This window comes from Shewanella rhizosphaerae (assembly GCF_019457655.1).
Classification (GTDB): domain Bacteria; phylum Pseudomonadota; class Gammaproteobacteria; order Enterobacterales; family Shewanellaceae; genus Shewanella; species Shewanella loihica.
Map to the genome: position 1 here is coordinate 3,654,076 of NZ_CP080420.1, position 13,418 is coordinate 3,667,493.

The 13,418-nt window shown below is 54.8% G+C and carries 8 protein-coding genes; 5 read left to right on the forward strand and 3 right to left on the reverse strand.

Going from position 1 to position 13,418, the window contains the following annotated elements; translation table 11 throughout:
• Positions 1 to 12: 12 nt before the first annotated feature.
• Positions 13 to 2,148 (reverse strand): polyphosphate kinase 1, encoded by a 2,136-nt coding sequence (ppk1, locus tag K0I63_RS15945; RefSeq protein ID WP_220081656.1) that lies wholly within the window; start codon positions 2,146 to 2,148, stop codon positions 13 to 15.
• A 388-nt stretch (positions 2,149 to 2,536) separates the two neighbouring features.
• Between ppk1 and K0I63_RS15950 the strand changes: the two genes are divergently transcribed.
• Entirely contained in the window at positions 2,537 to 3,076 is a 540-nt protein-coding gene (locus tag K0I63_RS15950; protein WP_220081657.1) for a thioredoxin family protein, read from the forward strand.
• Between the two features lie 112 nt (positions 3,077 to 3,188).
• Here the strand turns inward: K0I63_RS15950 and K0I63_RS15955 are convergent, their stop codons facing one another.
• Entirely contained in the window at positions 3,189 to 5,765 is a 2,577-nt protein-coding gene (locus tag K0I63_RS15955; RefSeq protein WP_220072204.1) for a TonB-dependent receptor plug domain-containing protein, read from the reverse strand.
• Positions 5,766 to 6,377: 612 nt separating this feature from the next.
• Here K0I63_RS15955 and K0I63_RS15960 point away from each other — a divergent pair.
• From K0I63_RS15960 to K0I63_RS15970, 3 genes are all read left to right on the forward strand, one after another.
• A complete protein-coding gene (locus K0I63_RS15960; protein WP_220081658.1) occupies positions 6,378 to 7,826 on the forward strand; it encodes a sigma-54 interaction domain-containing protein in 1,449 nt (482 codons plus the stop codon).
• 181 nt (positions 7,827 to 8,007) lie between these two features.
• Positions 8,008 to 9,450, forward strand: coding sequence for a cytochrome c oxidase accessory protein CcoG (gene ccoG / locus K0I63_RS15965; RefSeq protein ID WP_220081659.1), 1,443 nt, complete (start codon positions 8,008 to 8,010; stop codon positions 9,448 to 9,450).
• Positions 9,451 to 9,764: 314 nt separating this feature from the next.
• On the forward strand, positions 9,765 to 11,360 hold the full coding sequence (locus K0I63_RS15970) for an AMP-binding protein (protein WP_220081660.1): 1,596 nt from the start codon (positions 9,765 to 9,767) through the stop codon (positions 11,358 to 11,360).
• Positions 11,361 to 11,518: 158 nt separating this feature from the next.
• On the opposite strand, the gene K0I63_RS15975 is transcribed toward K0I63_RS15970, so the two are convergent.
• Positions 11,519 to 12,031: a lipocalin family protein gene (locus tag K0I63_RS15975; RefSeq protein WP_220081661.1), complete on the reverse strand. Its 513-nt coding sequence runs from the start codon at positions 12,029 to 12,031 to the stop codon at positions 11,519 to 11,521.
• Positions 12,032 to 12,376: 345 nt separating this feature from the next.
• Between K0I63_RS15975 and K0I63_RS15980 the strand changes: the two genes are divergently transcribed.
• A complete protein-coding gene (locus K0I63_RS15980; RefSeq protein WP_220081662.1) occupies positions 12,377 to 13,357 on the forward strand; it encodes a DUF4382 domain-containing protein in 981 nt (326 codons plus the stop codon).
• Positions 13,358 to 13,418: the final 61 nt, after the last annotated feature.

A 13,418-nucleotide genomic window follows, 5' to 3' on the forward strand; every position in this document is an offset into this window, starting at 1 on the left:
CTCCAATAGGGGCTAGCTGGCGGCCAGCAGTGGATAGTTGGGCTTAGGCTCGCTCGATGTCTCTTCGGCTTTGATGCGTGCCTTGGCCTGTTTCTCATACTGGCTAAGATATTGATGTATGGCGATTTGAGATCTTACCTTACGCTTATTGCCGCGGCCGCGATAGGGGTTACTCTGATCTCGGTTGATGATCCTCGCCTTGGTATTGTCCCCCAGCTGCAGTTGCAGTATGTCGATGATCATCTGCTTCAGATCAGGATCATAAATGGGGGTACTCACCTCGATGCGACTGTCGATGTTGCGGCTCATCCAATCGGCGGAGCAGAGGAACACCAGATTCTCGCCTCCGGCGTGGAATACCATGACGCGGGAGTGCTCCAGGAAGCGATCCACTATGCTGATCACCTGAATGTTGTCGCTGATCCCCGGGATCTGCGGCACCAGTGAACACATGCCGCGAATGATCAGCTTAACGCCGACCCCGGCCATGGAGGCCTCATACAGCTTGTTGATCAGCTGCTCGTCCACCAGGTTGTTGAGCTTGAGGGTGATGGCCGCCTTGCCGCCACAACGTGCGTTAAGGATCTCGCGATCGATAAGCGCCGTCAGCTTCTGCCTGGCATCGAAGGGGCTGACCAGCAGGTGCTGGAAGTTGTCGCGTCGATACGGATGCTCAATTAAGTCGAACACCTGCTCCACCTCCCGCGCTATCTCCTGATTGGCGGTAAACAGCGACAGATCCGTGTAAACCTTGGCGGTGCCCTCGTTGAAGTTACCCGAGCCGATATGACAGTAGAGGCGGGTCTCGCCCTGCTCTTCCCGGCCGATGAGGCACAGCTTGGAATGCACCTTGAGACTGGGAATACCGTGATGCACCTTGACCCCAGCCTCGGCCAGGATCCGGGTCCATTCTATGTTGTGCTCCTCGTCGAAGCGCGCCCTGAGCTCGATCACCGCGGTCACCTGCTTGCCGTTCTTCACCGCATCCATCAGCGAGTGCATCACCCGCGACTTCTTGGCCACCCGGTAGAGGTTGATCTTGATAAACTTCACCGCCGGATCGTAGGCCGCCTGACGCACCATCTCGGTAAAGTGAGAGAACTTATGGTAGGGATAGTTGAGCATGATATCGCCGCGGGCGATGGCATCGAAACTATTACTGCAACGCTGGAAACCCGCGCTATCCAGGGCTGGCAGCTTGGCATTCTCCAGATACTTGCGCCCTGGGTTGGGGAAGGCGATGAAGTCCTTGAAGCTGTGGTAACGCCCGCCCGGCACCAGACACTCGGTGGAACTGATCCCCAACTGCTCCTTGATCATCGCCAGCATATGCTCAGGCATCTGTCTGTCATACACCAGGCGCACCGGCTCGGCGGTGAGGCGCTGCTTGAGGCCGCGGGTCATCTTCTCCAGCTGGCTCTGATCCAACTCGTCGGCAATATCGAACTCGGCGTCGCGGGTCAGCTTCATCGAATAGGCGTCGATAGACTCATACTCGAAGAAGGGCGAGAGCAGGTCATCCAGGCAGTGACGTATGATGTTATCTAATAAGATCAGATACTTCTTACTCTTAGGCTTGCCGGTCGGCAGCTCGACAAAACGCGGCACGTTCTTGGTCGGCACCTCCACCAGGGCGTATTGGCGTCTCTCCTTGCTGTGCAGACAGACCGCCAGATAGGTGGCGTTATCGGCGAGGTGTTTCACCATAGATCTATTGTTACCAATGATCAGCGGCGCGATATGACGCTTGAGGTGGTCGCGAAAATAGACCCTCAGCCACTGGCTGTGAAAATCGCTCAGCTGCCCCTCGTTGATCAGCAGTATGTTGCGGCGGATAAGCTCGCGCATCAACTCGGTATAGATGCTGTCGAAGCGCTCCTGCAATGCCAGCACCCGAGTCTGGATCTTGGCCATCAGGTGACGGCTGTTGCTGCGGCCATCTTGCAGGCTCGACAGCATGATGCTGCGGCGCACCTGGGCGACCCTGACCCTGAAGAACTCATCCATGTTGCTGGAAAATATCCCCAGAAAACGCACCCGCTCTACCAGCGGCACCTCGCTGTCGCAGGCTTCTTGCAACACGCGTTCATTAAACGACAACCAGGACAGTTCCTTGTCGATAAACATCTTGTCGGAATTGGGAGACACTCGACTACTCCTTTGAGCGCAGGGAAACGGCGGCTTCATTGCATCTTTGCCACACCACAGGCCAGCGCGAGGCGATTAGCGTCGGCGGCAAGCTATTGGCAAGGCTTAAAAAGAATTTCCATTAGCAGCAGATTACTTCAGTCGGATGTCATATTTATGACAAGCACTCAGGCAGCTGGGCGCGCCATCGCGGTCAAGATAAGCTTTTGAACCTATGATCTTATGAACTTAAGACGCTTGCATGGAGTCAGAAGGGGTATCATGATGGCGTAGCAAATCCCCTGCTACACCCGGATAGCAAGCTGTGCCCAAAGACCTAGTGGGCCCAAATGCCTAGCGAACCTAGGCAAAACCCATCATCACAAACCATAGGACACCAGGCATCATAATGAACAACATCTTATTGGTCAGCGCCCTCACCCTAAGCCTGCTACTCGGGCTATTTGCCTGGCTCAGCTACAAGAAGCTCAAGGGCAGCCAGATCCCAACGGGTGTGCTGGCAGTGCTGCTGGTGTTTGCGCTAATCAACGCCGCCGTGAGTTACTTTATTGCCCCCAAGGCTGGCTATGATGCCTATAAGCAGCTGGTGTGGCAGTCGCTAAGTCCAAATGCTATCCCAAGCCAACTGGCCCAGGGCAAGACGGTATTTGTGGATGTCAGCGCCGACTGGTGCAACATCTGTAAGGCCAACAAAGACAGGGTGCTGCATCAGGCCGTGGTGGTTGAGCGGCTAAAGGATAAGGATATGGTGTTGATGCACGGCGACCTCACCCAGAGCGATACCAGGATAGAGGCCTATCTGGCTCAGTATCAGGCCTATGGCGTGCCCTTTAATATCGTCTACAGTCAGGCTCACCCCGATGGCTTAGTCCTGCCAAGAGTGCTGTCAATCGATGATCTGCTCAGCGCCCTGCCTCCCCGCGACTAGTCGCCAGCCAGACTCAAACAAAAGCAAAAAAAGAAGGCTGCAAGGCAGCCTTCTTATCATTTCAATTGCTAGCGCCTAGTGATTTTAATCACTAACGCCTAGGACGCCGAGATTAGAAGCGGTAGTTCACGCGACCATAGTAGTAGCCACCGTTGTAATCGAACGGGCCACTCTCATAGTAGATCGCACCTAGCTCACCACGGGTACCGTCTTTCAGCTTCTGCGCCTCCTGATCGAACAGGTTGTTGGCACCGATAGAGACGGTCAGGCTATCAAGGAACTGATAGCTTAGCTCCAGATCCACGGTAACCGCAGAATCGGCCATCTCTGAGCCCCAATCCGAGGTATCGTCGGCGTGAGTCGCATAGTACTCACCGAAGTAGTTACCACGCAGCGACATGCTGAATCTGTCCCAAGACTGTGCCCAGGTCAGAGTCGCACGGTGAGCCGGAATACCATCTTCTAGACGACGCACCTTACCCTCATCTGTGGTATTTGGGTTGTACTTGTCGACGCTGGTATCCGTCCAGCCATAGGCCAAACTGAACTTGGTATCACCCGACAACAGCTGAGTGTCGTATGAGGCCACCAGGTCGATACCCTGAGTCGTGGTATCGAAATCGTTGGTGTAGTAAGTCACCGCAGAAATAAGCTCAGGGAACTCGACACCGGCGGCGCGCAGCGCGTCATAGTCTTTCGCCTCAACTTCAATCTGGCTCGACTGCGCGATGCGGCCTGTCACCTCGATATTGTAGTAATCCAGAGTCACGAAGAGGTTTTCGTGCTCGAATACGGCGCCGAGGGCGTAACTGACAGATTCTTCAGGCTTAAGCACCTTACCGCCATAGAAGGCCGACAGCGGATCGGTTGGCGGCGCGATAAAGGTCTGGATCAGGTCACCGTTAACGATGGAGGTCTGAGTGTTGACCACGTTCTCCTGACCCACGGTCGGCGCACGGAAACCTGTGCTGTGTGACGCGCGGAAAGAGAGATCGTCGGTAGCCGTGAACTGAGCAGTCAGCTTGTAGTTCAGGGTGTCACCGAAGGTAGAGAAGTCCTCGTAACGCAGCGCGGCGCCAAGCAACCAGCGCTCGCCCAAATAGGCTTCCATGTCGGCATAGACGCCTATGTTGTTACGTGAGTTCTTACCAGCAGACTCTGGGCCGAAACCCTTGAAGCCGTGAGAGCCGATGTTGAAGCCCTGGTCGGCGTATGGGCCGGCAATCCAAGAGGCTTCTTCGCCCTGAGTGATCTCGAACGACTCTTCGCGCCACTCGAAACCTGTGGCGAAGCTGATATCTTCGACGCTGCCCAGGGTGAGCATGCGCGAGAAGTCCAGGTTAACCGTGGTCTCGGCCTGCTCATAGGCACCGGTTTCAAAGTCGGTCGGTGTGTCTAAGCCCAGTGACGGGTTAAGCGAATTCTTCAGGCTGAAGGTCGACTTGTTGTTACCCATACCCGCGCTGAAATCATAGTTCCAGGCACCGAGCTCGCCTTTAACGCCGGCGAAGAAAGAGGTGTCTTCTACTGTACCGGCAAACTGTGGCGTATAACCGCCCGGACGCAGCTGGTTCATAGCGAAACAGTTAGGATCGGCCAGCATCGCCTTGTAGGCGTCTGTCTCGAGCACGTTACCGTCGCTACCATCAGCATTCTTAGGAATCGGCACCACGGCACAGGTAGAAGGATCGCCATTGACCGCACCCACCAACAGGGTCTCACCGCCATCTAACGAGTAGACGTTGCCGCGATTGTGAGGGTTACGATAGTAGAAACCACCGACCACATCGCGCGAAGAGAGGTTACCGAAGGCATATAGGCGCGCATTGTCGTTGATGTCATAACCAGAGTTAAGGAAGAAGCTGTAGTCATCCTTGATCTCAGGGTTGCCCCATACCTGTGCAGGGTCTTGGACGAAGGTGTTGCCCTGCTCAATCAGGTTGGCCGCATCCGGACGCTGCATGCTGCGGCTGGTGGCATCGGCATTCTTGTATTGAAGACTGAGGTTCACAAACCCAGCGTCTGACAGAGGGAGTCCCACGTTGGCATCGATAGTGGTGGTGGCACCGTCGCCCTCATAGTATTCGCCTTGGCCGACCGTGATAGAGCCACCTTCGGCATCATCTTTGAGAACAAAGTTCATCACACCTGCGATGGCATCTGAACCGTATTGCGCCGCCGCACCGTCACGCAGCACCTCAACTTGTTTTAGCGCCGCACTCGGAATGACCGAGATATCCGGGCCCTGAGCACCATCGTTGATGCCACCGCCCTGGAAGGCGATCACCGAGGCGCGGTGACGACGTTTGCCGTTGACCAATACCAGGGTGCTGTCTGACGGCAGACCACGTAGGTTGACCGGACGGATCAGGGTTGCCGCATCACTGATGGGCTGGGCACGAGAGTTGAAAGAAGGCACAGTGGTGACCAGCATGTCGATCATGTCGGTAGAACCATTCTTCTTCAGATCATCGCTACTGATGATATCGATAGGTACCGGCGAATCGCCGATAGAGCGTGGCGCAGAACGTGTTCCCACCACGGCAATTTTTTCAATATTCTGAGACGCTTCTGCCTGCTGATCATCGGCAAATGCCTGTGTACTCGCTAACGACCCTGTCAATGCCAAAGAGATGGCAAAACTCAGCGCACTCACGCCGAAACCTTTATTTTTATGTGTTGTCATCATTTTTCCCGCATAGTTTTTTTTATATTTCGCCATCATTCGCGTCTTTCTCACACGAACCACCACAGGCATACCCCAGAGTGAAATGAATACATTTCATTTACACTTTTATAACAAACAAAAAATAATTGCTAATACTAATTGGTCTAATTTAGACGAGAGCAAAAGACATTAGCAGACTAAAAATCGAACAAATACGTGGCATTCACGATAAAACCCCAAAAAGATTAATCATTAAAGCTCAAACAGTTTCGATTAAAGCAAATATTCAAAAGATGCGAAAAACGTTAACCGACAATTAACATCTACCTCTAAGGAGATAGCAAAGTGGTCTGCTAGACAGGCGCTCTAGCATTAGTGCCAGAGCAACCAAGATAGATTAGCGAAATATCGTGGAAACGCTTGATGACGCCATTCAAGAAAACGGGCTAATATAGGGGCTAAGTGAGAGGTTAGTTTAAATGCTCATTTAAAAGCTGAGCGACATTTAGTGAGTGACTTTTCTAAAGACTTATTAAGAGTCACTTTTCGAGAATGACTCTCCACGCCTAGCATACGGGCCTCATATTCAGAGTGAGATAGCACGACAATCATTGCCAGCAAGGAGCGGCGAACATGGCTTGTAAACATCCAAGGGTCGATGATGCCCATGTGGACTTTCTACCCGAGAACAAACTGCTGCTCAACGCGGTAGGCGAAGGGATCTACGGCTTCGACCTCAATGGCAATGCCGTCTTTATCAACCCTGCCGCCGAGCGGATGACGGGCTGGAAGGCCGAGGAGCTGCTGGGTAAGAACATCCACGACTGCCACCACCATAGCCACGCCGATGGTAGTCCCTATCCCCAGGAAGAGTGCCCCATCTACAACACACTGCACGACGGCATTGCTCGGGAGATCAGCCATGATCTCTTCTGGCGCAAGGACGGCAGCAGCTTCCCGGTGCACTACACCTCGACCCCCGTCTACAAGAACGACCGTCTCATTGGTGTGGTCGCGATATTTCGTGACATTAGTATTCAAAAGCAGACAGAGGCCTCCCTCAGGGAGGCGCTCAAGCAGGTGCAGGCCCTATCGGAGAAGCTGGCCAATGAGAATGACTACCTGCTCACCGAGCTGGCCAGCCATCGTCAGGAGGTCAATATCTCGGGCGAAAGCGAGACGATACAGTCGCTGATCCAGCAGATAAAACTGGTGGCCAACACTAGCAGTACCGTGCTGATCAACGGCGAGAACGGCACCGGCAAGGAGTTGGTGGCCCGCAACATACATGCGCTCAGCGATCGCAGCGATCAGCCCCTGGTGAGCGTCAACTGCGCCGCCTTCTCCCCCACCCTATTAGAGAGTGAGCTCTTCGGCCACGAGAAGGGCGCCTTCACCGGCGCCACCAGCCGCCGCAAGGGGCGATTCGAGCTGGCCCATCAGGGCACGCTATTTCTCGACGAGGTGGCCGAGCTCTCCCTCGAGGCCCAGTCTAAGCTGCTCAGGGTGATCCAGGAGCAGGAGTTCGAGCGAGTGGGCAGCAGCACTCCCATCAAGGTGGATATCCGCCTGGTGACCGCCACCCATCACGATCTGCTTAAGCGGGTAGAACAGGGGCTGTTCCGCATGGATCTCTACTATCGCCTCAATGTCTTCCCTCTACATGTGCCGCCCCTGAGGGAGCGGCTGCAAGATATTCCACTATTGGTCAGCGATATCCTTCTTAACCTAAACCATAAGCTGGGCAAGAAGATCAAAGGGGTCAGCAAGCAAGGCATGCAGCACCTGATGGCCTATCACTGGCCCGGCAACGTGCGTGAGTTGCAGAATGTTATTGAGCGTCAGACCATACTCTGTCACGGTCAGATCCTGCAGATCCCGGCGCTACAGGCCGAGCCGCTACCTCAGGACAAGGGGGAGTTTCAGACCCTGCAACAGGTGGAGGCCAACCATATCCGCCGCACCCTGAAGCGGCTCAACTGGCGTATCTCTGGCCCCAACGGCGCCGCCAACCTGCTCGGGCTGCCCGCCAGCACCCTGAGATCCCGCATGCTCAAGCTGGGGATCAAGCGTCCGGCCTAATGCAATCTTGAGTGATCGCATACAAATTAGCGATATATCGCCAAAGCACGATATATCGCTAATCAAAAATAGGTCAATTTAATTAAACTCACATAGTTTCAATCACTTATTAATCGACAAAACTTGGTTCCCAACTTGCATTGGCTGTCGGCAATTCCCCTAGCAAGAGTTTGGAAAGCCAATGAGTCAAGATCTCAGCAGTACAGAGAACCCAATCACCACCAAGGCCGCCCTGGGCCAGGCCATCCCCGTGACCAACCTGCCGGTGCAGCGCGGTAAGATACACATAAAAGAACAGAAGGGGCGCTTTCAGCGCCTGCGCACCGGCCTCAACAGCCTGCTTATCCTCTTCTTCTTCCTGTTGCCCTTCATCCCTTATCAGGGACGCCAGGCGATCCTTTTGGATGTGGAGCGCCAGGAGTTTCACTTCTTCAACCTGACCCTGTGGCCGCAGGATTTCACCCTGCTGGCCTGGCTATTTATCATCGCCGCCTTCGCCCTCTTCTTCGTCACCGTCTTCTGGGGCCGTGTCTGGTGTGGCTACCTCTGCCCTCAGACCAGCTGGAGCTTCGCCTTCGTCTGGATAGAACGGCAGATAGAGGGCAACAGCAACAAGCGTCATGCCCTGGATAAGGCTCCCTGGCGTCTTGAGAAGGTGCTTAAACGCGGCGCCAAGCATCTGGCCTGGGCACTGGCGGGGCTGATCACCGGCTGTGGTTTCATCGCCTACTTTATTCCGGCCAGCGAACTTTATCCGCAGATCTTTACCCTAAGCGCCAGCTTCTGGGTTACCGCCTGGGTCTGGTTCTTCGCCCTGTGTACCTACCTCAACGCAGGCTGGATGCGCGAGCAGATGTGTCTGCACTGCTGCCCCTATGCCCGCTTCCAGTCGGCCATGTTCGACGCCAATACCCTGACCGTCTCCTATGACGCCGCCCGCGGCGAGTCTCGCGGGCCGCGAAAACGCAAACAGGCTACCGATCTCGGCGACTGCGTCGACTGTAATCTGTGTGTCGATGTCTGCCCCACAGGGATAGATATTCGTAACGGCCTGCAATATGAGTGCATCAACTGCGGCGCCTGCGTCGATGCCTGCGACCAGACCATGGATAAGTTCGGCTATGACAAGGGCTTGATCCGCTACGCCAGTGAGAACGAGCTGCAGAAGAAGGAAGTGAAACGCTTTACCTCCTTCAAGTTTGTCGGCTATGGCATCGCGGTGATAATCATGCTCAGCGTGTTCGCCCTGGATCTCTATCGCCACCAGAGCATAGATCTCAACGTCATCCGCGACCGCCAGAGCCTCTACCGCGAGGTGGGTGACGGCCGCATCGAAAACAGCTACACCCTGAAGATCCGCAACAAGACCCAGCAGGATCACCAGTACCTTATCAGCCTAAAAGACACAGGCAACCACGGCTTCGCCAAGGAGACCTCACAGCAGGTGCTGATCAAGGCCGGTGAGCAGCTGAGCTATCCGGTAACGGTTTTCGAACAGAAGCAGGCAGACTTTGTCGGCGCCAAGCTGCAGAAACAGACCATCGCCTTCACAGTCACCAACCTGAGCAACCCCAAGGAGAAGGTCTCCCAGGCCAGCCCCTTCTTCAGCCTGAGCGCCTTCTAAGAGCGCAAGTCTGCCTCGGTGGTGTTACTAGCCACCGGGGCCGACACATAAGCACTTGCAACCTCATCGCATTCACGCCTCACTCTTTATCCCTCTCCCAATACCCTATAATGACGGCTCCATCAGGTCAGACCAGAGTGGTTTTGTCACGCTATAAAAATAGCGATATTAAACAGACAGATAAGTGTTAAACGATTGTTTTATTTTAGGCCGACAGAGGTTGACCTTAGGCGCGTTTTAGCACAGTCTAAACACCTGTTTGATTTTTAGCTGCGCCCAAAATACCGACAATAATAAGCAAAGGAGACGCGTCCATGGCCTATGACTCACATGCCCATGTAGATCTGCAAAAATATGCATCACTGATCGATCTGATCGAAACGGCCACCGAGCGCTACGGCGACAAGACAGCCTATGTGTGTCTGGGCAAGGCCAGCAGTTTTGCCGATATAGAACGCGACTCCCGCTACTTTGCCGCCTACCTGCAGCAACATACCCAGCTTGTGGTGGGCGACAAGGTCGCCATCCAGCTGCCCAACATCACCCAGTTTGTTATCGCCGCCTATGGCGCGCTACGGGCTGGCATGATACTGGTCAACACTAACCCCTTGTATACCCAGCGAGAACTGATCCACCAATACAGAGACTCGGATGCCAAGGCCTTGGTGGTGCTAAGCGATCTGCTGCCCACCCTAGAAGCTGTGATCCCAGAGACCCAGATAGAGACGGTAATTTCTACCCATCCGCTGGATCTGATAGCAACCCAACCCCAGGCCGACAGCCAGCTCGCCCACATAGGCTTTAACCAGGTATTGGCCCTGGGCAGCCAGGCCGAGTACCGCCCGGTAGAGGTCGCGCAGCAGAGCCTGGCGGCGCTGCAATACACGGGCGGCACCACGGGCCTCTCCAAGGGCGCCATGCTGAGTCACAGCAACCTGCTGGCCAATATGCTGCAGGTGCAGTCGCGCCTGGCCAGCAAGTTTGTCGAGGGCGAAGAGATCTTTATCGCGCCCCTGCCCATCTATCATATCTATGCCTTCATGGTGAACTTCGTCTACTTCGAGCAGGGCGGATGCAGCGTACTCATCCCCAACCCGAGAGACATCAGCGCACTGATTCAGACCATGTCCCAGCATCCCTTCACTGGCTTTGCCGGCCTCAACACCCTGTTTGTCGGTCTGTGCCATCAGCAGTCCTTCCAGGCGCTGGACTTTAGCCACCTCAAAATCACCATCTCTGGTGGCACGGCGCTCACTCAGGCGGCGGCCAGCATCTGGCAATCCACCACGGGCTGCACCATCTCCGAAGGCTATGGCCTGTCGGAAACCTCGCCCGTGGTCTCCCTTAACGCGCCGGGGCTCGAGTGTCTTGGCACCATAGGTCGCCCGGTGATCGATACTCAGGTGAAGATCCTCGACGCCAACGAGCAGGAAGTGCCTCAGGGTGAGATAGGCGAGCTGGCGGTCAAGGGGCCACAGGTGATGAGCGGCTACTGGCAGAAGCCAGAGGAGACCGCCAAGGTGATGACCAGCGATGGGTTCTTCAAGACGGGAGATATCGCCCTGGCCACTGAAGATGGCATGCACAAGATAGTGGATCGCAAGAAGGATATGATCATCGTCTCCGGCTTCAACGTCTATCCCAACGAGGTGGAAGATGTACTGGCCGCCCATGAGAGCGTGCTGGAATGCGCCGTAATTGGCGTCGACGACAGCCGTAGCGGCGAGGCGGTCAAGGCCGCCATAGTGCTGCGCGAGCCGGAGCTGGCAAACGATGACACTAAGCAGGCCCTGCTCGAACATTGCCGCGCGCAGCTAGCTGCCTATAAGCTCCCCAAGATAATCGAGTTCATGCCTGCCCTGCCCAAGTCGACCGTGGGTAAAATCCTGCGACGTGAGTTAAGGAAGTAATCTGCTAACTCAACCAATTTCAGCCTCAAAAGCCATAAAAAGGGCGCCTACTCGGGCGCCCTTTTTTATTCTCACATTTATTCGCTCTGAGTTGAATAAGCAGCTCTATTACGCCCAACTATCCATCGCTCTCTGCTAACTATTGGCCCAGCTTTCTATTACTCCCAAATAAGCGCCTGGGTATCGAACCCCATCTTCTCGGCCTGGGTGACAAAGGCTTGCCTTACCGACTCGTCCACCTCGGGCGAGCGCGCCAGCAGCCAGAGATAGTCACGGTTATAGCTGGTGATGAAGGCGTACTGATAATCCGCATCCAGACGGTAGATCACATAGGCGCCATAGAAGGGACCGAAGAAGGAGACCTTGAGATGGCCAATATCGGGCGTCTGGACAAAATAGGCCTTGCCCTCGGCGCTCTTCCAGCTTTGTGATTGCGCATCGAAGCCGCGATTGACTACGCTCACGCCGCCATCGCCCCGCAGTTGATACTCGGCGGTCACCTGGCTCAGGCCGCGCTCGAAGCCATGATCCAAACGGGCGATCTCATGCCAGGTGCCCAGGTATCTGGGGAGTTCGAATCCCTGCACCGGCGCTATCCCCTTGGGCGCGCTGGTGCAGGCCGTTAGCAGGGTTAACAGACAAACAAGACAAAAGGTGACAGGCCATCTCATCGCGATACTCCACTCATTGAGGTGTATTGGAAAAACAATTCTTTAAACTAATTCGTTAAACTAATTCGTTAAATCAGTACGCAGGGATCTCGCCTGAGGTTCACAAGCACTTAAGCTCTCCTGTAATAAAGCTCTCATGTAATAAAGCTCTCCTGTGATACAGCTCTCCTGCGATAAAGCGCGCCTCCCTATCGCACTTTATTTTGGCCATCAAGGGCTGAACGTCCTGAACGTTAGCCCACTCACAAAGTACAAATTTTAACCAACGAGTCCCCATTTTTTGTGCCAGTGCCCCTTAGAATCAATAAAACCATTAGAAAAAACTCATTAAAAGGTTTACTCAAGATGCGACCCTTAACTCTACCCCTCGCTTTTCTACCCTTCACCCTCGTTGGCCTTATGCTCAGCGGCTGCGGCGGCTCCGATGACACCAGTCCACCAGAGCCTCTCGCCACAGGTACAGTGAGTATCGCCCTGTCCGATTCTCCAATGAGTCAGGTTAGCCGGGTCGAGCTGGTGCTCGATAAACTGGTGATGACAGATGCTCATGGCCAGCTGCACACTCAGGATATGGCTCAGCACAGGTTTAACCTGCTGGACTACCAAGGCATGGACAGCCACAGGGTGATCGACGGCCTGGAACTCCCCGCAGGCCAATATCACGACGTACACTTCACCCTGGTTAATGGCGATCAGGCCCAGGGCTGCCTCATCGAAAACGGCCAGGGCCAGCACCCGTTGATGATAGAAGATGGTCGCCTCCCCATGGCAAACTTCACCCTGGGCGAACATCAGCACCTTAACCTGACCATGGAGATCGACCTCTACCAGTCAATGCACCTTTCCGATGGCCAATATCAACTCAACCATCAGGGTATCTACTCCATCGACGATGACACCATGGGCCACATCTTCGGCGAGATGGATCCTCAATGGATCGCCGATTGCGAGACTCAATACGCAGCGATCGCCCCCGAGGGCGGCCAGTTCTACCACATGGCCTATCTCTACCCGAGCGCAGTGACCAGCCTGGCGCAGATGGGCGATATAGCGCAGAGCCGAGACGACGGCCTCTTCTCGCCGGTGGCCATCTCCCCCATACGCCAAGACATAAATGGTAACTGGTTCTTTGCCATGGGCTATCTGCCTGCCGGCAACTACCGGGTGGGCTACACCTGCCTCGGCCACCTTGATGACCCAGCCCAAAACGATATGACTCAGGGCGCATTTAAGCTGTTTGAGGATGGCGGTGAGATCGGTGTCGAAGATGGCGGCAGAGAAACCCGCCATCAGTGCGGTGGTGGCCACGGCGGCCATAGAGGCTAGCTCATTTTAGGAGTTAAAAAGGGCAGATTAAGCCAGTCTGCCCTTATCTAACGATCTTGTC

Bases quoted from the DNA above. Each gene is read 5' to 3' on its own strand.
- K0I63_RS15950 (WP_220081657.1), top strand. From the start codon at position 2,537: ATGAACAACATCTTATTGGTCAGCGCCCTCACCCTAAGCCTGCTACTC.
- K0I63_RS15955 (WP_220072204.1), bottom strand. From the start codon at position 5,765: ATGATGACAACACATAAAAATAAAGGTTTCGGCGTGAGTGCGCTGAGT.
- K0I63_RS15960 (WP_220081658.1), top strand. From the start codon at position 6,378: ATGGCTTGTAAACATCCAAGGGTCGATGATGCCCATGTGGACTTTCTA.
- ccoG (WP_220081659.1), top strand. From the start codon at position 8,008: ATGAGTCAAGATCTCAGCAGTACAGAGAACCCAATCACCACCAAGGCC.
- K0I63_RS15970 (WP_220081660.1), top strand. From the start codon at position 9,765: ATGGCCTATGACTCACATGCCCATGTAGATCTGCAAAAATATGCATCA.
- K0I63_RS15975 (WP_220081661.1), bottom strand. From the start codon at position 12,031: ATGAGATGGCCTGTCACCTTTTGTCTTGTTTGTCTGTTAACCCTGCTA.
- K0I63_RS15980 (WP_220081662.1), top strand. From the start codon at position 12,377: ATGCGACCCTTAACTCTACCCCTCGCTTTTCTACCCTTCACCCTCGTT.